The organism is Pokkaliibacter plantistimulans (assembly GCF_003194385.1).
GTDB classification, from domain to species: Bacteria; Pseudomonadota; Gammaproteobacteria; order Pseudomonadales; family Balneatricaceae; genus Pokkaliibacter; species Pokkaliibacter plantistimulans.
The window spans coordinates 54,687-76,419 of the sequence record NZ_LAPT01000082.1; the positions used below are offsets into that span (position 1 = coordinate 54,687).

20 protein-coding genes are annotated in these 21,733 nt (G+C 54.8%); 6 read left to right on the forward strand and 14 right to left on the reverse strand.

Annotated features, from left to right (window positions below; genetic code table 11):
• Positions 1 to 12: 12 nt before the first annotated feature.
• Positions 13 to 969 (reverse strand): bifunctional riboflavin kinase/FAD synthetase, encoded by a 957-nt coding sequence (gene ribF / locus WH50_RS16755; RefSeq protein WP_110188340.1) that lies wholly within the window; start codon positions 967 to 969, stop codon positions 13 to 15.
• Between the two features lie 166 nt (positions 970 to 1,135).
• Positions 1,136 to 2,698 (reverse strand): murein biosynthesis integral membrane protein MurJ, encoded by a 1,563-nt coding sequence (gene murJ / locus WH50_RS16760; protein ID WP_110188342.1) that lies wholly within the window; start codon positions 2,696 to 2,698, stop codon positions 1,136 to 1,138.
• A 243-nt stretch (positions 2,699 to 2,941) separates the two neighbouring features.
• On the opposite strand from murJ, the gene rpsT reads away from it, so the two are divergent.
• Complete coding sequence (rpsT, locus tag WH50_RS16765; RefSeq protein WP_104151802.1) at positions 2,942 to 3,214, forward strand: 30S ribosomal protein S20; 273 nt, start codon at positions 2,942 to 2,944, stop codon at positions 3,212 to 3,214.
• Between the two features lie 156 nt (positions 3,215 to 3,370).
• Here rpsT and proB read toward each other — a convergent pair whose 3' ends face one another.
• The 4 genes from proB to rplU all read right to left on the reverse strand — a co-directional run bounded on the left by proB (position 3,371) and on the right by rplU (position 6,464).
• Positions 3,371 to 4,495: a glutamate 5-kinase gene (gene proB / locus WH50_RS16770; RefSeq protein ID WP_104151803.1), complete on the reverse strand. Its 1,125-nt coding sequence runs from the start codon at positions 4,493 to 4,495 to the stop codon at positions 3,371 to 3,373.
• 9 nt (positions 4,496 to 4,504) lie between these two features.
• Positions 4,505 to 5,698 carry an Obg family GTPase CgtA gene (gene cgtA / locus WH50_RS16775; RefSeq protein ID WP_110188344.1) on the reverse strand — a complete coding sequence of 398 codons (1,194 nt, stop codon included), beginning with the start codon at positions 5,696 to 5,698 and terminating at the stop codon, positions 4,505 to 4,507.
• A gap of 165 nt (positions 5,699 to 5,863) precedes the next feature.
• Positions 5,864 to 6,121, reverse strand: coding sequence for a 50S ribosomal protein L27 (gene rpmA / locus WH50_RS16780; protein WP_104151805.1), 258 nt, complete (start codon positions 6,119 to 6,121; stop codon positions 5,864 to 5,866).
• A 31-nt stretch (positions 6,122 to 6,152) separates the two neighbouring features.
• A complete protein-coding gene (gene rplU, locus WH50_RS16785) occupies positions 6,153 to 6,464 on the reverse strand; it encodes a 50S ribosomal protein L21 (protein WP_104151806.1) in 312 nt (103 codons plus the stop codon).
• 238 nt (positions 6,465 to 6,702) lie between these two features.
• Between rplU and ispB the strand changes: the two genes are divergently transcribed.
• The 3 genes from ispB (at position 6,703) to fabB (ending at position 9,587) form a co-directional block, all read left to right on the forward strand.
• A complete protein-coding gene (gene ispB, locus WH50_RS16790) occupies positions 6,703 to 7,671 on the forward strand; it encodes an octaprenyl diphosphate synthase (protein WP_110188346.1) in 969 nt (322 codons plus the stop codon).
• A gap of 129 nt (positions 7,672 to 7,800) precedes the next feature.
• Positions 7,801 to 8,316 (forward strand): 3-hydroxyacyl-[acyl-carrier-protein] dehydratase FabA, encoded by a 516-nt coding sequence (fabA, locus tag WH50_RS16795; protein ID WP_104151808.1) that lies wholly within the window; start codon positions 7,801 to 7,803, stop codon positions 8,314 to 8,316.
• Positions 8,317 to 8,372: 56 nt separating this feature from the next.
• Complete coding sequence (fabB, locus tag WH50_RS16800) at positions 8,373 to 9,587, forward strand: beta-ketoacyl-ACP synthase I (protein ID WP_110188348.1); 1,215 nt, start codon at positions 8,373 to 8,375, stop codon at positions 9,585 to 9,587.
• 87 nt (positions 9,588 to 9,674) lie between these two features.
• On the opposite strand, the gene WH50_RS16805 is transcribed toward fabB, so the two are convergent.
• From WH50_RS16805 to WH50_RS16815, 3 genes are all read right to left on the reverse strand, one after another.
• Positions 9,675 to 10,601, reverse strand: a complete 927-nt coding sequence (locus WH50_RS16805; protein ID WP_207780355.1) for a YHYH protein — start codon at positions 10,599 to 10,601, stop codon at positions 9,675 to 9,677.
• A gap of 215 nt (positions 10,602 to 10,816) precedes the next feature.
• Complete coding sequence (locus tag WH50_RS16810; RefSeq protein WP_110188350.1) at positions 10,817 to 11,554, reverse strand: lysophospholipid acyltransferase family protein; 738 nt, start codon at positions 11,552 to 11,554, stop codon at positions 10,817 to 10,819.
• A 14-nt stretch (positions 11,555 to 11,568) separates the two neighbouring features.
• Positions 11,569 to 12,705, reverse strand: a complete 1,137-nt coding sequence (locus tag WH50_RS16815) for a 1-acyl-sn-glycerol-3-phosphate acyltransferase (protein ID WP_110188352.1) — start codon at positions 12,703 to 12,705, stop codon at positions 11,569 to 11,571.
• 227 nt (positions 12,706 to 12,932) lie between these two features.
• On the opposite strand from WH50_RS16815, the gene WH50_RS16820 reads away from it, so the two are divergent.
• Entirely contained in the window at positions 12,933 to 13,316 is a 384-nt protein-coding gene (locus WH50_RS16820) for a SirB2 family protein (RefSeq protein ID WP_110188354.1), read from the forward strand.
• 142 nt (positions 13,317 to 13,458) lie between these two features.
• On the opposite strand, the gene WH50_RS16825 is transcribed toward WH50_RS16820, so the two are convergent.
• The 4 genes from WH50_RS16825 to WH50_RS16840 all read right to left on the reverse strand — a co-directional run bounded on the left by WH50_RS16825 (position 13,459) and on the right by WH50_RS16840 (position 18,517).
• Positions 13,459 to 14,343, reverse strand: a complete 885-nt coding sequence (locus tag WH50_RS16825) for an SDR family oxidoreductase (RefSeq protein ID WP_110188356.1) — start codon at positions 14,341 to 14,343, stop codon at positions 13,459 to 13,461.
• Positions 14,344 to 14,414: 71 nt separating this feature from the next.
• Positions 14,415 to 15,038 carry a helix-turn-helix domain-containing protein gene (locus WH50_RS16830; protein ID WP_104151815.1) on the reverse strand — a complete coding sequence of 208 codons (624 nt, stop codon included), beginning with the start codon at positions 15,036 to 15,038 and terminating at the stop codon, positions 14,415 to 14,417.
• A 127-nt stretch (positions 15,039 to 15,165) separates the two neighbouring features.
• On the reverse strand, positions 15,166 to 16,731 hold the full coding sequence (locus WH50_RS16835; RefSeq protein ID WP_110188358.1) for a methyl-accepting chemotaxis protein: 1,566 nt from the start codon (positions 16,729 to 16,731) through the stop codon (positions 15,166 to 15,168).
• 199 nt (positions 16,732 to 16,930) lie between these two features.
• Positions 16,931 to 18,517: a peptide chain release factor 3 gene (locus WH50_RS16840; protein WP_110188360.1), complete on the reverse strand. Its 1,587-nt coding sequence runs from the start codon at positions 18,515 to 18,517 to the stop codon at positions 16,931 to 16,933.
• 210 nt (positions 18,518 to 18,727) lie between these two features.
• Here WH50_RS16840 and WH50_RS16845 point away from each other — a divergent pair, with 210 nt between their 5' ends.
• The gene (locus WH50_RS16845; RefSeq protein WP_207780356.1) at positions 18,728 to 20,026 is read left to right on the forward strand and encodes a methyl-accepting chemotaxis protein; all 1,299 of its coding nucleotides are present in this window, start codon (positions 18,728 to 18,730) and stop codon (positions 20,024 to 20,026) included.
• Between the two features lie 78 nt (positions 20,027 to 20,104).
• Here the strand turns inward: WH50_RS16845 and guaD are convergent, their stop codons facing one another.
• Complete coding sequence (gene guaD / locus WH50_RS16850; RefSeq protein ID WP_110188364.1) at positions 20,105 to 21,415, reverse strand: guanine deaminase; 1,311 nt, start codon at positions 21,413 to 21,415, stop codon at positions 20,105 to 20,107.
• Positions 21,416 to 21,733: the final 318 nt, after the last annotated feature.

The window sequence follows — 21,733 nt, forward strand, 5'->3', positions numbered from 1 at the left end:
TGGGTTCTTCACTCAGGCTGAATAAGTCTCGTCAGCTGCCTCACGACGCTCAAACCAGTTGCGCGCATGAGCAATATCAAGATGGATCTGTGTCGTCAGTGCCTGCAGATCAGGAAAGCGCTGCTCGGCACGAATATAATGGCGAAACACAACATCGATGTGCTGACCATAGAGATTGCCGGAATAATCCAGCAGATGAACTTCAAGATTGGGCTTGATACCCTTCACGGTTGGGCGCATACCAATATTGGCAACTGCCGGCATCGGCAGGTCACCAAGCCCCAGAACTTCCACAGCAAATACGCCACGCAACGCAGGCTGCTTACCACGCAGGGAGATATTGGCCGTTGGCACGCCAATAGTGCGCCCCAGTTGCTGGCCATACTCCACCCTGCCACTGATCGCATAGGAGCGCCCGAGCATTTTCCCCGCCCGGGCCAGTTGTGCCTCTGCAAGCAACTCACGAATTCTAGAGCTACTCACCCTCGCACCATGCAGGCTGAAAGTGTGGGTGTTTTCCACCACGAAGCCACAAGCTGTACCAATTTGCTGCAATAGCGTGAAATCCCCCGCCCGATCACAGCCAAAACGGAAGTCATCACCCACCACAAAATGCCGCACTCGCAACCCTTCCAGCAGCACTGCGTTCACAAACGACAGCGCAGGCAAAGAGCGCAGCTTGTCATTGAAGGGCAGGCACAATACCGCATCGATACCCGCTTCCTGCAAATAGCGCACTTTGTCGCGCAGACGAGTAATGCGTGGTGGCGCAGAGGAAATATCAAAAAATTCCCTTGGCTGCGGCTCAAAGATAATAGCCAGCGCAGGGCAACCGAGGCGTTCGGCAGCGGCTCTCACCTGCGACAGCACTTTGACATGCCCAAGATGGACACCATCAAAATTACCGATTGTCGCGACACAGCCTTGGTGCCTCGGCTTCAGATTGTGCAGGCCTCGAATAAGCTCCATAACGACCAGGGAATACCAAGCAGCTCTCAAAGAAGCGGTGGATTATATATGAGCAAGACGCAACAGACCACGGCGCACTGCTTACCTGCACAGCTCGGTCACCAACTGACCACCCTGAACTGCCGTTACTGATGCAAACATAACGAATAACCAAGGCTATCACGCCTTACGCCGCAGCTCGCAGATGCCTCGGACGCAACCCCGTAGCCAGCAGCAACGCAGCATAAAGCACGACTCCGGCAACCACTAAAGCAGCCAGATGCCAGGCTCGCTCCATACCATGCCAGGCAAACCAAACCACCTTATCCGGCACGACTAGCCAAATCATCACAACCAAACCGCCGTTGGCCACCAGCAATTGCACAGTTCGCTTTGCCCAGCCCACCTGCGCATGCAACAACCCATCGCGATGGAGATACCACGCCAGGCAGCCTGCATTCATGAATGCCGAAAGCGAAGTTGCCAACGCCAGACCGGCATGAGCGAGAGGCCAGATCAGCAGCAGGTTCATAACCATATTGGCCACCATAGCCCAGATACCGATCTTGACAGGTGTACGGGTATCCTGCCGGGCATAAAACCCCGGCGCCAACACCTTGATCAGCATAAAAGCCAACAAACCCAGACCATAGGCGCGCAAACTCATGGCGCTCATGGCCACATCATGCTCAGTCAGCGCCCCATAATGAAACAATGAAATCAACAGAGGCTCTGCCAGCATCACCAGAGCCAACGAAGCCGGAATACCAATCAGCAGAATCATGAAGATGGCCCAATCCAGCGTTCGCGCAAAGTCCTCCTGTGAACGACTGGCATGCTGACGCGACAAACTGGGCAGTATCACTGTTGCTATCGCAATACCGAACACACCGAGTGGCAACTCAGATAACCGGTCAGAAAAATACAGCCAGGACACACTGCCAGTTTGCAGAAACGACGCCAGCACAGTGTCCAGCAACAGATTTATCTGACTGACCGACACACCAAACAAGGCGGGCAGCATCAACTTGAGAATCCGGCGCACACCCTCATGCTGAAAATCAGGCCGAGGCACTGGCAGCAATCCCAGACGATAGAGAAACGGCAACTGAAAGGTGAACTGTACCGCACCGGCGATCAACACTCCCCAGGCCAGCGCCATTACCGGGGTTTGCATCTGCGGAGCCAGCCATAATGCCGTACATATCATGCACACATTCAACCAGACCGGCGTAAATGCAGGCACAGCAAACTGCTTGTAAGCATTGAGAATACTGCCAGAAAACGCCGTCAGCGAGATCAGCAGCAGGTAAGGAAAGGTAATACGCAGCATCTCCACAGCCAAAGCAAACTTCTGTGGATCTGCATTAAACCCCGGAGCAAATATCCAGGTAATATAGTGCGCCCCCAGCATGGCAAGCAGCGTTACAAGCAACAGGCTCAGGCCCAGCGCTCCCGCTACACTGTCAACCAGTCGCTTAATGTCAGCTTTGGTGACTTTGGTTTGATACTCAGCCAGCACAGGCACAAAAGCCTGATTGAACGCCCCTTCAGCAAACAAGCGGCGCAGAAAATTGGGAATTTTAAACGCTACAAAAAATGCATCCGCCCCGGTACCAGCACCAAATGCAGCGGCGATGACCATGTCCCGGACCAAACCCAGCACACGTGACACCATGGTCATAATACCCACCACAGCACTGCTTCTCAGCAAACCCACCTGCCGTGGCTTATCGACTAACTCAGCCATACTATTGAAGACTCACTTGTAGCCAGCACATTACCGCCCTGCAAAGCCCACTTAACAGACGCCATCAGGGCCAAATCGGAGAGCGAGCATGATACGCCAATGCCCTCCCATTGTGAGCAGTTTCCCGCCAGATAAAATTGCAGCCGATATGTGGTTGACTTTCAACCAGCCTATGGGGATAATTTCGGGCCTTCAAATTGGCATAAACACACACCTTTTCTGGAATTCTCGAGGAGCCGGATTGTGGCAAATTCCGCAGGATCTAAAAAGCGTGCACGCCAGGCCGAGAAGCATCGCCAGCAGAATGCTAGCATGCGCTCCATGGTACGCACCTATCTGAAGAAAGTAGTCAACGCTGTTGAGGCGGGTAACGCAGAAGCAGCCAAAGCTGCCTACGAGGTTGCTGTACCCGTTCTGGATCGCGCTGCTGACAAAGGCCTGTTCCACAAGAACAAAGCTGCACGTCATAAGAGCCGTCTGAATGCTGCTATCAAGAATCTGGCTACTGCTGCCTAAGACTTGATCGTACATCAAGATCTCACAATGAAACCGGCCATGTGCCGGTTTTGTTGTTTTAACCCCAGACAAAACCCCACCAGACCCCAGATATAAAAAATGGTGACAGCTCACGCCACCACCATTCTTTTACAACATTCCAAGCGATACCAGCACTCAACTCAGAACCAGGTTATCCCTGTGCACCAATTCCGGCTCAGCGCTGTAACCCAGCACCTCAGCAATCTCTCGTGAGGAATGACCGAGAATCAACCGCGCCTCTTCAGCAGAATAACCCACCAGACCGCGTGCAATCACCTCACCCGCCGCATCAACACACAGCACCATTTCACCACGAGAAAACTCACCTTCCACCGCAGTAACACCGACAGGCAGCAAGCTCACACCCGACTCGCGCACCGCTCTCACCGCACCAGCATCCAGAATCAGCTTTCCTTTAGCTTTCAGATGACCAGCCAGCCATTGCTTACGCGCCGCCTGAGGTGATTGTTCAGATGTCAGCATGGTGCCCAGCACTTCACCCTGATGCAAGCGACGCAACACATCCGGCTCACGCCCACTGACTATAATGGTCGCCGCCCCAGAGCGCGCAGCAACCTTCGCCGCCCTGACCTTGGTCAGCATTCCACCCCGCCCCAGCAACCCGGCACCACCACCGGCCATCACCTCAAGAGAGGCATCACCCGCACTCGCTTCAGACACAAACTCAGCATCAACATGCTTACGCGGATCTTTGGTAAATAAACCCTGCTGATCCGTCAGAATCACCAACACGTCAGCCACTATCAGATTTGCAACCAGTGCCCCGAGTGTATCGTTGTCACCAAAACAGATTTCACTGGTAACCACGGTATCGTTCTCATTGATGACCGGCACCACTCCCCACTCAACCAGACCACGCAGGGTACTGCGTGCATTCAGATAGCGGGTGCGATTGGAAAGGTCATCGTGCGTCAGCAACACCTGCGCTGTGTGCAGCCCGTGGCGCGAAAAGCTGGACTCCCAGACCTGCACCAATCCCATCTGCCCTACGGCAGCGGTAGCCTGCAGCTGGAAAAGCTCGCGCGGTCGCTCCTTCAAACCCAGCCGGGACATACCTGCCGCCACCGCCCCCGAAGAGACCAGCACCAGCTCCACCCCTTCTTTGTGCAACGCTGCCAACTGATCAACCCAGCCAGCTATCGCCGCCTCGTCGAGACCGCGACCATCATTGGTCAACAAAGAACTGCCGATTTTGACCACCCAGCGCTTTGACTGAGCCAGCTTACCGCGCTTATTCACGCTTACTCCTTAACGCACGTATTCCACTTCGATGTCGTAATCATCATCGTCGAAGTCATCATCGTCGAAGTCACTATCGCCAGCCTCTTTGTGAGCACGGCGCAATGCCTCAATACGCTGACGCGCCTCACGCTCAACCTGCAGACGCTCCTGCTCTCTGGCTGCTACCAGTTCAGGATTCTGCTCCTCAGCCTCGGCCTGCTCTTCGATCCACTCCATGATGGCATGACACAACGCCTGCGTACCGTCAGCGTTGATCGCAGAAATCCGGAATACCGGCCCCTGCCAGTCAAGCGCATCAATGACCGCCTGGCAGCGCTCGTCACGCTCATCATCCGGCACCATATCCAGCTTATTCAGCACCAGCCAGCGCTCACGCCCAACCAGAGTCTGACTGAATTTACCCAGCTCACTGACAATGACTTCCGCAGCTTCTGGTGGCGTTAATTCATCCCAGGGCGCCATATCAACGATATGCAGCAACAAACGGGTACGCGCCAGGTGCTTGAGGAAGCGAATCCCCAATCCAGCCCCCTCAGCAGCCCCCTCAATCAATCCTGGTATGTCAGCCACCACAAAACTGCGATGCTGCTGCACACGCACCACACCTAGATTAGGCACCAGCGTGGTGAACGGATAATCCGCCACTTTAGGCTTAGCAGAAGAGATAGAGCGAATAAAAGTTGACTTGCCAGCATTAGGCAAACCTAACAAGCCGACATCAGCCAGCACTTTCAACTCCAGACGCAGGTTACGACTCTCTCCCGGCGTACCCTTGGTTGTCTGTCGAGGCGCCTGATTCACACTGGACTTGAAACGAGCATTACCCAAACCACGGAAACCGCCCTGCACCACCTTTATCCGCTGACCACCCACAGTCAGATCGCCGAGCACTTCCTCGGTATCTTCATCGATGATGGAAGTGCCAACGGGCACCTTGATGATCAGATCCTCGCCAGCCTTACCGGTACAATCCTTACCCTGCCCTGGCTGACCGCTTTCAGCGCGATACTGACGCACAAAGCGAAAATCAACCAGCGTGTTCAGGTTCTCATCAGCTTCCATCCAGACCGAACCACCATGACCGCCATCACCACCGTCAGGTCCGCCTTTTTCAATAAACTTCTCACGACGAAAACTCATACATCCGTTTCCGCCCTTACCAGCCTCAACAACAATGCTGGCCTCATCAACAAACTTCATAACTTACCTCTGTGCACTTCCGCCCCTGCCGCCCCGACGACACACCACGCCAACAGACAGAGTACAAATGCTTCACTAACCAATTAATTTCGCGTCGGAACAGGGTACAGAAACAAAAAAAGCCCCACCATAGGCAGAGCTTTTTCCGTCCGCTGAGCGGAGCTATCAAGCAGCTACGATAGAAACGTATTTACGCTTCTTCGGGCCCTTGACTTCAAACTTGACCACGCCGTCTGCCTTGGCAAACAGAGTGAAGTCTTTACCCAGACCAACATTAGTACCTGGATAGAACTGGGTACCACGCTGACGAACAATGATGTTACCAGCGTCTACCACCTGACCACCGAAACGCTTAACGCCAAGGCGTTTACTTTCGGAATCGCGACCGTTGCGAGAACTACCCGCGGCCTTCTTGTGAGCCATTTAACTTTCCTCCGTTATTCAACAAGCGCCATTAGGCATTGATGCCAGTGATTTTCACTTCAGTGAACCACTGACGATGACCAATGCGCTTCATGTGATGCTTACGGCGGCGGAACTTGATGGTAGTCACTTTCTCGCCACGACCGTGAGATACCACTTCAGCACTCACTTTCGCACCGTCAACTACAGGGGCGCCGATTTTAACGTCTTCGCCATTTGCAACCAGCAGCACCTTGTCGAACTCGACTGCTGCGCCAACATCGGCGGTCAGCTTTTCGAGCTTCAGGGTTTCACCGGCTTTAACCCGGTACTGTTTGCCGCCGCTTACGATAACTGCGTACATTGTCTTCTCCATGGTTTACCTACCCGGCTACTAAGGGAAACCTACTTCTAATGGAAGCACCATATAATAGGGAGCGATTTCGGGCAGGTTTAGGGTGCGAAAGTGTACGCAAAATCACCAGCCCACGCAAGCCGTAAATAGGCAAACCAGAAGTGGCGCAAACCTCGCAACCACCGTGCTTGACAGGGTACCCCCCCCTTCCTAGCATGGGTGCAGTTTTTCAGCTTCGAATACTCTCATGCAGCCACAGCAACTACACTCCGTCGTCGCCGACGAATTTGCCGCCGTCAACCAGTGCATTCTCCAGCATCTGCATTCAGAGGTAGCGCTGGTCGAGACCATTGGTCACTACATCATTAATAGTGGCGGCAAGCGCGTTCGCCCGCTGCTGACACTACTCACAGCCATGGCTTGCGAGTATCAGGGGAAAGATCACATCCCTCTGGCCGCCATTATCGAATTTATTCATACAGCCACGCTCTTACATGACGATGTGGTGGACACCTCCGATATGCGTCGCGGTCGCCCGACAGCTAACGCAGAATGGGGCAACGCCCCCAGTGTTCTGGTGGGGGACTTCCTCTACTCACGCTCGTTCCAGATGCTGGTAGCCATCGGCAATATGGACATCATGAAAACCATCTCCCACGCCACCAATGTTATTGCCGAAGGCGAGGTGTTGCAGCTGCTCAACTGCAACAATCCAGACACAACCGAAGCCGATTACATGCGTGTGATCCATGGCAAGACAGCCATGCTGTTTGAGGCCAGTGCGCTTGCAGCCGCCCAGTTAAGCGGCGCCTCTGCCAGCGCCTGCGATGCTCTGCAGCGCTACGGACGCCATCTGGGGGCTGCCTTCCAGCTGATGGACGACATTCTTGATTACACAGGCAATGCCGAAGAGATGGGCAAGAACGTCGGTGATGACCTGGCTGAAGGCAAGCCTACCCTGCCATTGATCTACGCCATGCGCACTCTGGCCGAAGATGAGGCGCAGCTTATTCGTAACGCTATTGAGCACGGTGGCCTTGAGCAGCTGGATCGCATTACTGCCTGTGTACGCGACTGTGGCGCTCTGGACTACACCGTGCGCAAGGCCGAAGAAGAGCGTGACCTTGCTCTGGAGTGTCTGGCTTTTCTGCCTGAGTCTACCTATAAGGCCGCAATGATCAATCTTGCCCACGCCGCTGTGCGGCGCAGCAAATAAGCATCCATTCACATTGCCTCTGCCATCACTAGCCGAGGATGTATATAATGGCGGTTTATTTGTCAGCCGATAGAAAAATATCACTGTTGCCGCTGACAAAGTTAAATAAGGAATGGAAAGTAAATATCGATGACCAGACCCTCCTCTTTTACCCGTGAAGAGCTACTTCAGTGTGGCCATGGTGAGATGTTCGGCCCAGGCAACGCTCAGCTGCCAATCGGTAACATGCTGATGCTGGACCGAGTCACTCATATCTCCGAAGTCGGTGGTGATTTCGGCAAAGGGGAAATCGTCGCAGAGCTGGACATCAACCCTGACCTTTGGTTCTTTGGCTGCCACTTCCCTGGCGATCCTGTGATGCCCGGCTGCCTGGGTCTCGACGCCATGTGGCAGATCGTTGGCTTCTTCCTTGCGTGGAAAGGCAACCCTGGTCGCGGCCGCGCTTTGGGTGCTGGCGAAGTACGCTTTTTTGGCCAGGTACTGCCAACTGCCAAAACCGTCAGCTATCGACTTAACCTGAAGCGTGTTATCGAGCGCAAACTGGTCATGGGTATTGCCGATGGCCATATGTATGTAGACGGACGCGAGATTTACAGTGCGAAGGATCTGCGTGTAGGTCTGTTTACCACTACCGACCAATTCTGATCCTGCCCTGGCACGTTCGAGTGCTGGGTCAAGTTACTTGACATGAGGGCGCTTTAATGCGACGCGTTGTTGTTACCGGAATGGGTATCGTGTCCTGCCTGGGCAACGATAAGGCTACTGTACTGGACTCTCTGCAGCAGGGCCGTTCCGGCATTTCCTTTCAACCTGAATATGCAGAAATGGGCTTTCGTAGCCATATTGCCGGCCGTCCGGACGTCAATCTGGATGAAGCCATTGACCGTAAACTGCGTCGCTTCATGGGTGACGCAGCAGGCTTTGCCTATCTGTCGATGGCACAGGCTATTGAAGATGCTGGCCTCAGCCCAGAAATGGTTTCCAGTGAACGGACCGGTCTGATTGCAGGCTCCGGTGGTGCCTCATCCGCCAATATCATCGAGTCTGGCGACTTGGCGCGCGAAAAAGGCGTGCGCAAAGTTGGCCCCTATCGTGTTACCCGCACCATGGGCAGCACTGTATCGGCATGTTTGGCGACCCCCTTCAAAATCAAGGGTGTGAACTACTCCATCACCTCAGCCTGTGCCACCAGCGCACACTGTATCGGCAATGGTATGGAGCTGATCCAACTGGGTAAGCAAGACATCGTGTTTGCGGGTGGCGGTGAAGAACTGCACTGGGCGCAAACGGTGCTGTTCGATGCAATGGGCGCCTTGTCTACCAAATACAACGAAACCCCAGAAAAAGCCTCCCGCGCGTACGATGTTGACCGTGACGGTTTCATCATTGCTGGCGGTGGAGGCATGCTGGTTCTTGAAGAACTGGAACACGCCAAAGCGCGCGGCGCCAAAATCTACGCTGAACTGGTAGGTTATGGCGCAACCTCTGATGGCTACGATATGGTTGCACCGTCTGGCGAAGGTGCCAAACGCTGCATGCATCAGGCGATGACAGGCCTGGATATACCTATCGACTATATCAATGCCCACGGCACCAGCACCCCAGTGGGTGATGTCGCCGAAATGAAGGCAGTGATGGCAGTCTTTGGCGACAACATGCCTCCTGTTACATCCACCAAGTCTCTGTCTGGCCATTCGCTAGGCGCAGCTGGCGTACAGGAAGCTATCTACAGCCTGTTAATGATGGAAAACAACTTTATTGCTGGCTCTGCCAACATCGACAACCTTGACCCTGCTCTGGCCGGTGCCAACATTCCTGTCTCCAACAGAGAGCAGGTGTTGAACTGCATCATGTCCAACAGCTTCGGCTTTGGTGGCACTAATGCTACGCTGATTTTCAGACGCTACCAGGGCTAACCCTGCACGCACTCCGACGCTCAGCAAACAACAACCCCGCAGATGCGGGGTTGTTGTTTTTCATAGCCACCAAAAACAGCCCATCCCTTACCATTGACGCCGCAGATGCCCCTGACCCGGCGGTGGTGGTAGCTGACGTGGAAAAGGTGGATGCTGCATGCGCAGGTGAGTCAGCGTCAATGGTGTACCGCGGAAACACCCCAGAGTATAGGGATATTCTTCCGTCATGACGTAGTGATACATAGTGACTTCCTGACCATTCCAGCGAACCTTACTTGTCCGCCCGTGACAGGCATCAAGATCCGCATTGGTCAGCTGCCGCCCTTGCTCATCCCACATACTGTAGATACCAAATCCGTCCAGCGCATAACCCAGTAACTGGGCAGGCTGCTGGCTGCCCGACAGGCAGTCACTCGGTCCATGGTAGTGATACGCTCCCTGTTCCTGCGGATGCCCCTGGCAACTGTCCTGCACCTCATGCGCTACCGCATCACGCCCAAGATCATCCAGGGCATTAAAGATCGCCACCCCATTGAGCGCGATACCAATCGGCCCCATCGGCAGGCAGGAAGCCTGAGCTGCCAGTATTGGCTGCCAGGGAAGGTCATACGTCACAGTCTGAGCGCGGATACGGTTTGGGTTGCGGTCATAACGAAAGGCAGGATCACTCTGTGCTATGGGAAACTGCCCCGTCGGCGCATTAACAGGCAGGCCATTGCCTTCGACATGACGCTGCTGCACCACACCAGCGATAACTTCGCTGATATTGATGTAAGCTTCATGCCAGTAGCGCCGCCCCTGCACCATCGGTTTCTGTATTGGATCCCAGTGATCGCCGACAATCCAGGGTGTTGGCCCCATGGCACCGCGCCCACGATGCTCCGACTGACAGGCCATCACATAGCCAGCCTGTGGTATTTGGCTGACCTTGCCATCCCCCAAGGGTAAGGTATGCGCCAGCGCAGTAGCAGCGGACCAGAAACACGCCCATCCCCACAACCAACGACACATCATGCATCCCTCCTCACTGGCCATGCGGTAACAACATGGCCGACTACCTCATGTTGTTACACCTTAGCCAGCAGCAAGCGTAAATGCCAAGCCGAATCACCACCACCATGCTCTTGCAAGAGTGCAGCTGATGACAGAGGAGAAGGACAAGTAGCGAGGTGGCAAGGAGAAAAGAGCGGGAAGGGGATTCCCTTCCCGGCCCGGAATGCGTTATCTCATCATCCCGGTAGATGCTGAGGCATAGCCTTCAGCTGAGCCTGCATCCAGTCGACAGCCTGAGAATGCACCTCATCGGTGGTTTTACCAACCGTATCGATAGGAGCTCCCAGCACGATCTGAATCGTGCCCGGAAACTTGATAAAGCGTTTGTTAGGCCAGCAGGTACCCGCATTATGAACTAACGGCAGCAACGGCACCCCTGAAGAGCACGCCAGTACCGTTCCGCTTTTCGAATAGGTACCTTCTACACCGGGATCAAGCCGAGTCCCCTGCGGGAAGATCAACAACCCCTCACCGGCTCCCAGCCGCTCTTTACCCTGCTTGAGAATCTGCTTCAGAGCATTGGCCTTCTGTGACCGATCAATAGCGATGGGGCGCAACAGCCGCAGAGCCCAGCCAAAGAATGGCACGGACAGCAGCTCTTTTTTCAGCACGGTCACCAGAGCACGTGGCAAAGTTTGTAAGTAGAACGTTTCCCACTGGCTCTGGTGATTACTGATGAGCACAAAGGCACCATCTCTGGGCAAATGCTCCATTCCGGTCACCTGATAACGTACACCACAAGAGATGCGCAGCCACCACAGGAAGAAACGGTTAAATAACACCACCAGAGGGTGACGCAGCCGATAGGGCACCCAGACAAAAAACACAACACAGATCAGTGAGTAGCTGATTACCGTGGGGAAATATCCCAGGTAAAAAATGCAGGTACGCAATCCAGCGATCAAGGCTGCCATACAACCGGTCTCCCTTACTGTTGTTCCAGCGCCAGCTTACGCCGCACCGGAGCGGCATACATTTCCAGAAAGAATGCCCGCTGCCCTTCCGACAATCCCTCCAGACGCTCATCAAAGGTCGTCTGCTGCTCTGCTGAAGCTGCTTGTTGAGTACTGACACCCAGACGTTTGGCTGCAGTCAGGTTGGAGCCGTGCATGAAGTAATTATCCAGAATCTGACGATCAATCAGTTCTGCCAATTCTTCCGGTGAGGCCGGCGGCTCAACAATTTCATCACCGAAGGCCACATGCACCTGACCTTTGAAGCCGACGATACCGCGAACAATGCTCTGGATATCCTCAAACTGAGACTTCTCATAACCTCCCTGCTCGGCCAGGGCGTAGAGTTCACGCGCCATGGACTGATCACAGGGATTGTACTCATAGGAGATACTGACAGGCACAATATGCAGACGCTGCATGGCCTCAGCAAAACTCAGACCTTCCTTCTTACGGAACATGTAGAACATCTTAATGATGGCCGGATCCGTCAGATCCTTGCCGTCTTTTGCCCGTCCTTCCCGCTGTGCAATCCAGATGGAGTGGCCATCGGCAATGGAGCTGTCGATGTAAGTAGACAGCTGCAAGTAGGTTGCCATCATCTCCCGCACGCCTTTGGCTGAACGCTTGACGATAAAACTCTTGTTCAGCCGCATCAGATCACTGACATACGGTTTACGCAGCAGGTTATCACCAATAGCGATGCGTACCGTATCGTGCTGGTTGTGCCACAGAGCATAGTTGACGAAGGCCGGGTCCATGGCGATATCGCGATGGTTGGAGATAAACAGATAAGCCTTGCCGGGCTGCAGCTTATCAATCCCGGTGACCGTCAGGCCGGTAGTGCTTTTATGGATCATCCGATCCATATAAAAGGAGACGATGCGCTGAAAATCGCGAATATTGCCAATCTTGCTCGCTTGCCGACGCAGAGCAAAGGCCACCGCCGGATTAAGCAACCAGCCGAGATAATTACGCAGTTTGGGATACTTGAAGCGTACTATGGCATCAATAAACTCTTGATCAGCCAGAATCCGGGCGATGACCTCCTTGACCTCGCCATCCTCGTAGGGACGGATATCCTGAAAGGCTTCACTCAGGGATGATGTCATCTTGCTCCTCTTTACCTACTAAACTGAAGACCGATATGGTTGTTGTCGTAACGGCCCTTGAATAAGGTGGGGCATTTTAAAGCAAAGCCGACCATATAACAGCACCGTCATATCGGCATCCAGCAATTTTCGCTATTATCGCCACAATCTTGGCGCCATAACCTGATATTGTGGCGTACTGTAATCATCATGAACTTCTCTCACATCAGGCAACTCAAGGAACCTGCATGTATATCGCCTTCAAACACAGCCATATGCTGTTCGCTTTTCTCAGCATCTTTCTTTTTACCCTGCGCGGAATGTGGATGCTGCGTCGCTCGCCGATGCTGGAAAAGAAGTGGGTCAGGATTCTGCCACACATTATTGACACCCTGTTGCTGGTCACCGCTATCGGCCTAGTTGTGCAACTGGGTATCTATCCCTTCCAGAGTGGCGCCGGTTGGCTAACTGCCAAGCTGCTGGGACTGATTGCTTACATCGTCCTGGGTACCGTCGCCCTTAAGCGTGGAAAAACCTATGCCAGCAGGGTGATAGCCCTTTTCGCCTGCTGGCTGATACTGGCTTACATCGTCTCCGTTGCACTGAGCAAGTCGCCGCTGCCATGGAGCTGAGCTGACAGACGCTACGACGAAGCAGCTGCTCACCTCCAGGGGCGGGTACACTGGACGAAGAAATGAAAAAGCCGCACTGTTGCGGCATTTTCATTTTCGATCCGGTATTGCTGCCACAAAGCGTGACAGCGGCTTAGCCTATCTAAATCATCGGGTCACACATTTCCGTCAGCATCGCCTGCAGATACTGGCGCCATGGACGCTGACCGATACCAAAGACATAGCGAATCTTGCGGCAATCCAGTCGCGTCTGATTGGGGCGCGCAGGGAGCACATCTGCCTGCTCGGCATTGAGGCTTTCCAGCTCATCACAAGCAATAGCAATAAACTGTCTGGCCTGAGCCAGAATGGCTTCGTAGAAGCCATAGCGGCTCGTGTATTCGGCGCTGCCGTAGTGATAGGTGCCCCACTCCGTCACACCGCACTCCAGCTGCTGCAGAATAGCCCCCACGACACGGGCCAGATCAGCGGCTGCCGTCGGCTGACCGATGTGATCAATCAGCGCCGGTAAACTCTTATGGGTACGGGCATCACGCAGCACCTGAGCAACTTCCCCTGCGTCAGTGGCACTGAACAACCAGTGACTGCGCAAAATGATGTGGCGCATACAATGGCGTCGGACACCTTCCTCACCCAGCCACTTGGTCTCCCCCAGCATGCCGACCGGACGAATCGGGTCATCTTCTTTGTAGGGCACTTTCAGCAGACCATCGAACACCAGTGCGCAGGACAGATGCAGCAGGCCGATACCCATATGCTCCGCCTCTCTTGCCAGTATCACCGGACCTTCCTGATTGACCTGCCGACACCGCTCTGGCTGTCTTTCGGCCAGATAGATATCGTTCATGCCCGCGGCATTGACGATAAAATCAGGGCGTGATTTCTGCAGGTAAGAAGCAACAGCATCCGGATTGGCAATGTCCAGCATGGCATGAGAGGCAGCATCAACCTTGAATCCCAGCTGATGTAATTGCAGAACGATAGCGCTGCCTGCCTGACCATGGGCACCTGTTACCAGAACCTTCACTTTCTCTCCTTACCTTGAGTGACAACGCCAGGCCGTACACAACCGATGAATACAACGTAATTTCGTCGGGCTCAGGAAGAACACACCGACAGGATGACCGCATCATCCTTGCTAACCGATACCACCGCATGGCCCATGCTGCTGTCAAAGTACAGGCTATCGCCTGTTTCCAGCTGAAGGGGCTCATAGAACTCGGTATAGAGCATCACCTGCCCGTCCAGCACCAGCAGGAACTCCTCACCGTCATGACGCACCCACTCACTGAAATCATCGAAACTGCGTGCATGCACTATGGTCTTGAAGGGAATCATGCGCTTGTTGGCAAAGTCCGTGCAAAGCAGCTCATGTTCGTAAGTAGGTGTGGGATGGGGGCGCCCCTCTCCCAGGCGGGTCAGATCACGCCTGCCCAGCGGCTTTTCCTTGCGCTTGGGCGTTGAGAACAGCTGAGGCAGATCGATACCCAAACCATGAGATAGTTTCTGTACTGCAGTAAAGGTCGGGGAAATCTGTTCGTTCTCAATCTTGGACAGGGTAGAACGCGCCAAGCCGGTACGCTGGCTGACATCCTCCAGCGTCCAGTTATTACTCAAGCGGATCTCCTTGAGCCGTTGCCCCAAACGCAGTGGTTCGACAAATGGCTTACGACCCGACGCAATACGTAACGCCGGATCCTGTTTCGCCGTGGTATCTGACATTGCTTTACCCTAACCCTGATCCGCGTTGGATCATAACATGAAAAAGCGCTGTGAAAAGGCAGCATAATCAGTCATATACCGCCTATCTCAGCGCTCTCAAGGCATCTCAGGATGGGACTGCCAGACTTTACCCCATACGCTCCGCCAGTGAGCCCTGCTCCTTGGCCTGAGCCGCTACACGCTCGACCGAGGCAACGGTTTCGGCTATCTCACTGGTCATACTATCCGCTGTCACTGATATTTCCGTGACATTGCCGTTGATCGTTTCAGCCACACTGCTCTGTTGCTCTGCGGCAGTGGCGATCTGCTCCGTGCGTTGATGGATGTCGCTCATGCCATGACTGATATCAATCAGCACGTCACCGGCATGACGCACCTGCGCCACACTGGCCTCAGTGCCAGCCCTGCTGGCATTGATGGACTCCACAGCCTGCTCGGACTCCTGCTGCAGCTTGCTGATGATTTCCTGAATCTGTTCTGTCGCTTCCTGAGTACGTGTTGCCAGACTGCGCACCTCATCTGCCACCACAGCAAATCCACGACCCTGTTCACCGGCACGTGCCGCTTCAATGGCGGCATTGAGCGCCAGCAGGTTGGTCTGATCAGCGATGCTATGAATCGCAGCAACAAAACTGCCAATCTCGTTGGACTGCGTTGCCAGCCTGGCCACGACCTCGGAGGTGTGCTGGACATTGTGATTGAGCTGCTCGATGGTGGCGATGGTGCGCTCCAGCACCTGACGGCTTTCCCCCGCCTGCTGATCAATATGTACTGTCACCTCAGCAGAATCACGGGCATGCCGAGCCACTTCGCCGATGGACGCAGCCATCTCGTTCATGGCTGCGGCCAGCTGATCAGCCTGCGACTGCTGCTTGCGTATCCCTGCCTGCACCTGACTGACCCGCTGCTGGGAATGCGTCGCTTCACGGGCCACATGGCGGGAACTACTGGACAGGCGATGTACCACCGTACGTGCCCGACTCCTCAGGGCATACATCGAGGTCGCTATATCAGTAAACGGATTGACCTTGCCCTGATACATATAGCTGGCCAGCGGATTGTGAAAGACAGCACGTGCGTCAGGCAGCAGCCGGGCCAGCTGCTGATTGATCAGATAATAGACACCGCCGGCAGCCAGTACCGCGATCAGAATACCCAGCCCCCATGCCAGCATGGGGTCATCAATCAGCTGGCGCACCACCACCCCCAGTAAACCCACAACGAGGGTAAAGAATACCGGCCACCAGACCGGAGAGAACTGCTCAGCCCGTGTCAGTGGCGCCTTACCCTGATTGATGCGGGCATACAGCACCTCTGCCCGGGCAATCTGCTCCGCCGAGGCGGGATGGCGCACAGACTCGTAACCGACGACCCGGCCCTGCTCCAGTACCGGTGTGATATAGGCATCTACCCAGTAATGGTCGCCTGACTTTGCCCGGTTTTTGACAATACCCATCCAGGAGCGGCCGGCCTTGAGGTTCTGCCACAGATCCGCGTATACCGCCGGAGGCACATCCGGATGGCGCACAATATTGTGATTGTGACCAATCAGCTCATCACGGGAAAAGCCACTCACCGCGATAAAGTCATCATTGCAATAGGTCACGGCCCCTTTCAGGTCTGTTCCGGAGATCAGCACCTGACCGGCTTTCAAAGGAATAGCTTTTTGTGTAACAGGGAAATTCTTTTTCATCGACTACTGCCCGACTACCGCTCTTTCGGGTGGATGGATGCGTGCCTTGCAAATCCTGCTGTAAATCAATCAACAGGCACGACGTCATTAGGGATACAGATTTAGTCGGAGTCGTGCGGCTTTGCAACTGCCGAAACGAAATGCCCTCAAAATTGAGGGCATTTCGTTGTTGAACTAATGAGCATCAGAATGTGCCTGATCAGTGCTCACGCGTCGCGCGGAAGACCACGTCAGGATAGCGTTCCTGAGCCAGGCTCAAATTGACGCGGGTTGGCGCCAGATAAGTCAACAGACCGCCGCCGTCCAGTGACAGGTTATCAGCGCATTTGCGCTTGAATTCTTCAAATTTTTTACTGTCCTTGCACTCGACCCAACGGGCGGTGGCAACGTTGACCGCTTCGTAGATGCACTCAACCTTGTATTCGTCCTTGAGACGGTAGGCGACCACTTCAAACTGCAGCACACCAACCGCACCGAGAATCAGGTCATTATTGTTGAGCGGCTGGAACACCTGAGTCGCGCCTTCCTCCGACAACTGCTGCAAGCCTTTCTGCAGCTGTTTCATCTTCAGCGGGTCGCGCAGGCGCACACGGCGGAACAGTTCAGGCGCAAAGTGCGGAATGCCGGTGAATTTCAGCTCTTCACCTTCGGTGAAGGTATCACCGATCTGGATAGTACCGTGGTTGTGCAAGCCGATAATGTCACCGGCCCAGGCCTCTTCCACCGCTTCACGCTCACCAGCGATAAAGGTCACTGCATCGGCGATACGGACATCCTTACCAAGACGGCAATGGCGCAATTTCATACCCTGGGTATAGCTGCCAGAACACACCCGCAGGAAGGCAATACGGTCGCGGTGTTTCGGGTCCATGTTGGCCTGAATCTTGAAAACGAAGCCAGAGAACTTCTCCTCGGCAGAAGCGACCTCGCGGCTTTCGGTCTTGCGGTTGGCCGGGGCGGGTGCCCACTCCACAAAACCGTCGAGCATTTCGCGCACACCGAAGTTCCCCAGCGCCGTACCGAAGAAGACGGGCGTCTGCTGACCTGCCAGGTAAGCTTCCAGATTGAAGGTGTGACTGGCACCACGCACCAGCTCAATTTCATCAACAAAGTTAGCCCACAGATCACCCAGCAACTGCTTGGCTTCATCACTTTCCAGACCCTGAATCTGGATATCGTCCTGCAGCGTGTGGCCCTTGCCAGGGGTGTAGACGTGCACCACATCGGTGTACAGGTTATAGACGCCCTTGAACTGCTTACCCATATCGATAGGCCAGTTGATCGGCGCCGCCTCAATCTTCAGCACTTCCTCGATTTCGTCGAGCAGGCTGATGGGCTCGCGAATGTCACGGTCCATTTTGTTGACGAAAGCCAGAATCGGCGTGTCACGCAGACGACAGACTTCCATCAGCTTAATGGTACGGTCTTCCACACCCTTGGCACCGTCTACCACCATCAGCGCGGAGTCCACAGCCGTCAGCGTGCGATAGGTGTCTTCAGAGAAGTCTTCGTGACCGGGGGTATCCAGCAGGTTGACGATTCGGTCCTTGTAGGGGAACTGCATCACCGAGGAGGTGATGGAGATACCACGCTCCTGCTCCATGCTCATCCAGTCGGAGGTGGCATGACGATCACTCTTGCGCCCTTTCACCGTGCCAGCCTGCTGGATGATCTGGCCGATCAGCAGCAACTTTTCGGTAATGGTGGTCTTACCGGCGTCAGGGTGAGAAATGATGGCGAAAGTGCGGCGCTTGGCAATTTCAGGCGGCATGACAAAGGTGGACATGGAATTCAATCTTCTGTGCTGAGGGCAAAGGGCCACGGCACGGCGGACCTCTGCGGATAGAAATAAAATTGGCCGGTATTTTCCCTGATCTGCGCTTTTCAAACAATGAAGAATGCAGAATTTAGCCAATTCATTGCCTCGTGGTTTTTAAGGACACAACCCCTAGCACTACGACTTTCGTCTAGGTCTGCACGATTAATCCCGATAAAATTGGTCAGGCTTTACATCTATCGTCAGACCATTGACAGCTACACTCAGGCCTTACGCCGTATCAGTGCCGCCCGTCAGGAGATGACCGCACGCACCAATGACGTTCTCAGCGTCATCAATGAGCTCTATCAATTGCAGATCAGCCGTCGCGACAGCGAATCACACAGTGCCGTCACTACCCTGCTCAGTACTGCAGCGCTGGCCATCCTGCTCGGCATTCTGGCGGCCTGGGCCCTCAATCGCCAGATCGTGCCCTCCCTGCGTCAGACCGTCACTCAGTTGCGCCGTATTGCCGAGGGCGACCTTAGCCAGCAGATCAGCGTGGAGCGCCGCGATGAAGTGGGCATGCTGCAACAGGGCTTGCAGCAAACCAATGACCGTCTGCGTGAGCTGATCGGCCATATTTCCAGCGGAGTTGGCCAGCTGGCCAGTGCCGCCGAAGAACTGTCGGCCGTCACGGAACAGACCCGCAACGGCGTGCTCAACCAGAAGGATGAAACTCATCTGGTGGCTACCGCCATGAATGAAATGACCGCCACGGTCAACGATGTGGCACTGAATGCCGAGCGCGCCGCCAACGCGGCCAATCAGGCAGCTCAACAGGCCCATAGCAGTGACGCCGTTGTCGCCCGGACAGTCAGCTCGATGGACCGGCTGGCAGCCGAAGTGGAGCGTTCGGTACAGTCGATGGCCAGCCTGAAGGCAGAAAGCAATCAGATTGGCAGTGTGCTGGATGTGATCAAAACCGTCGCCGAACAGACCAATCTGCTGGCATTGAATGCGGCCATTGAAGCGGCCCGCGCAGGGGAAGCCGGCCGTGGTTTTGCCGTCGTCGCTGATGAAGTACGCGGTCTGGCGCAGCGCACCCAGCAGTCAACAGCAGAAATAGAAGCGCTGATTGCCGCCTTGCAACGGCGCGCTAACGATACCGCGCTGATCATGCAGGACAGCAGGACACTGACCGAACAGACCGTCACCCTGGCCCGCGATACCGGCACCGCGCTGACGGCTATCTCTCGAGCTATCGGCGATATTCAGGACATGAACCAGCAGATCGCCACCGCTGCCGAGCAGCAAAGCACGGTGGTAGAAGAGATCAATCGCAGCGTGGAAAATGTACGGGAGGTCGCTGACCAGACGGCCACCGCCAGTGCCCAGACCGCACAGTCCAGCACGCAGCTGGCCAGTCTGGGCAGCAACTGGTGGGGCGCTTTGCCCTCTAGCCTAGCACTTGTCGGCATTAAGCAATCGCAACAGGAAGAATCTGTCATGCTGCAGATCTCCTCTCTTTCAGGGTAAATAGTGAAGCTATTTAACTTAATGAAAGAGAGGGGATAACTTAACGAAATCTACTCGGTCCGACTAACGACTGGCGTGTTATGCAGCATCACGCTGATGAACGCACTGCCCTGCGGCATAGGTGGCACGGATAGCACGGTCATCCCCCAGGATAGTCAGCACAAACAGCTGCTCTTCAATACTACGGGTCTGCGCCATGCGGTATTTCATCAGCGGAGTGGCATGCAGATCCAGCACGACAAAATCAGCTTCGTTACCCACTCTGAAGCTGCCAATGCGGTCATCCAGCTGCAGCGCCCGGGCACCGCCGAGCGTGGCCAGATACAGTGACTTGTAAGGGTGAACCTTGTGGCCGCGCAACTGCTGCACCTTGTAGCCTTCGTTGAGGGTCTGCAGCATGGAGAAACTGGTGCCGCCACCAACATCGGTGCCCATGCCTACCCGCACACCGTGGCGCTCGGCTTCTGACAGATTGAACAGGCCACTGCCGAGGAAGAGATTGGACGTCGGACAGAACGAAATCGCCGAATCCGTCTCCGCCAGCCGTTTAAACTCCGCTTCCTGTAAATGGATGCCATGGGCAAAGACCGCCCTTGGGCGCAGCAGGCCAAAGTGATCATAGACATCCAGATAGCCCGAACACTGTGGAAACAACTCCTGCACCCAGGCGCATTCGGCATGGTTTTCTGACAGATGGGTATGCAGGTAAACGTCAGGGTATTCGCGCAGCAAACGGCCAGCTTCGCTCAACTGTTCATCGCTGCTGGTAGGCGCAAAACGCGGGGTGACGGCATAGAGCAGGCGGCCACGCTGATGCCAGCGCTCGATCAGCTCCTTGCTGTCGGCATAGCTGGACTCAGGCGTGTCCGTCAGGAAATCAGGGGCATGGCGATCCATCATCACCTTACCGGCAATCATGCGCAGGTTATGTTTTTCAGCCTGCTCGAAGAAAGCCTCCACCGACACCTTGTGCACTGTGCCAAACACCAGCGCCGTGGTGGTGCCGTTACGCAGCAGCTCCTGCAGAAACAGTTCAGCCATGTCGCTGGCATGCTGCTTGTCGTGGAAATGGCCTTCAGCGGGGAAGGTGTAATTGTTCAGCCAGTCCAGCAGCTGTTCGCCGTAGGAGGCAATCACCCCGACTTGCGGGAAGTGAATATGGGTATCGATAAAACCCGGCGTCAGCAGGCTATTGGGCAGCTCCTGCACCTCGACACCGTCGGCCAGATCCACCAGCAATGCACTGGCTTCACCACAGGCAACCACATGACCGTCTTCCACCACCAACAGGCCATCGGCGAAATACTCCACCGCCGCGTCAACGCCCACTTCCGCCGGGTCGGCTATGCAGTGAAGAATGGCACTTCGATACGCCTGAATATGTGACATGGTAGCCCCGTTGTCTGCCTGCTGATGCGATAAGCAAAAATGCTGGCAGCCTGTTGAGTCAACGTAGCGAGGAAGAACCCGACAGACTGCCAACCACAAAAAAGGCGGTGACTATACCGCCTGTGACGTCAATGCGCATTTGCCCTGCAGGCAAACAACCGGCTATTTAAAAGCCATGTTTGCCCGAGGTCAACACAAACAAACCCAATGGTTTATTTCGTCTATTTTTTAACCCAATACATCCCAGCAATTAGCTGGTCAAACCTTGGCAGCAGGTAACGATTTGCCTGCTGCGTCAGCCAGTGCCATGGTTATGCC

Excerpts from the sequence above, each read along its gene's own strand:
- ribF (WP_110188340.1), bottom strand. The coding sequence starts at position 969 with ATGGAGCTTATTCGAGGCCTGCACAATCTGAAGCCGAGGCACCAAGGC.
- murJ (WP_110188342.1), bottom strand. The coding sequence starts at position 2,698 with ATGGCTGAGTTAGTCGATAAGCCACGGCAGGTGGGTTTGCTGAGAAGC.
- cgtA (WP_110188344.1), bottom strand. The coding sequence starts at position 5,698 with ATGAAGTTTGTTGATGAGGCCAGCATTGTTGTTGAGGCTGGTAAGGGC.
- rpmA (WP_104151805.1), bottom strand. The coding sequence starts at position 6,121 with ATGGCTCACAAGAAGGCCGCGGGTAGTTCTCGCAACGGTCGCGATTCC.
- rplU (WP_104151806.1), bottom strand. The coding sequence starts at position 6,464 with ATGTACGCAGTTATCGTAAGCGGCGGCAAACAGTACCGGGTTAAAGCC.
- ispB (WP_110188346.1), top strand. The coding sequence starts at position 6,703 with ATGCAGCCACAGCAACTACACTCCGTCGTCGCCGACGAATTTGCCGCC.
- fabA (WP_104151808.1), top strand. The coding sequence starts at position 7,801 with ATGACCAGACCCTCCTCTTTTACCCGTGAAGAGCTACTTCAGTGTGGC.
- fabB (WP_110188348.1), top strand. The coding sequence starts at position 8,373 with ATGCGACGCGTTGTTGTTACCGGAATGGGTATCGTGTCCTGCCTGGGC.
- WH50_RS16805 (WP_207780355.1), bottom strand. The coding sequence starts at position 10,601 with ATGATGTGTCGTTGGTTGTGGGGATGGGCGTGTTTCTGGTCCGCTGCT.
- WH50_RS16810 (WP_110188350.1), bottom strand. The coding sequence starts at position 11,554 with ATGGCAGCCTTGATCGCTGGATTGCGTACCTGCATTTTTTACCTGGGA.
- WH50_RS16815 (WP_110188352.1), bottom strand. The coding sequence starts at position 12,705 with ATGACATCATCCCTGAGTGAAGCCTTTCAGGATATCCGTCCCTACGAG.
- WH50_RS16820 (WP_110188354.1), top strand. The coding sequence starts at position 12,933 with ATGTATATCGCCTTCAAACACAGCCATATGCTGTTCGCTTTTCTCAGC.
- WH50_RS16830 (WP_104151815.1), bottom strand. The coding sequence starts at position 15,038 with ATGTCAGATACCACGGCGAAACAGGATCCGGCGTTACGTATTGCGTCG.
- WH50_RS16835 (WP_110188358.1), bottom strand. The coding sequence starts at position 16,731 with ATGAAAAAGAATTTCCCTGTTACACAAAAAGCTATTCCTTTGAAAGCC.
- WH50_RS16840 (WP_110188360.1), bottom strand. The coding sequence starts at position 18,517 with ATGTCCACCTTTGTCATGCCGCCTGAAATTGCCAAGCGCCGCACTTTC.
- guaD (WP_110188364.1), bottom strand. The coding sequence starts at position 21,415 with ATGTCACATATTCAGGCGTATCGAAGTGCCATTCTTCACTGCATAGCC.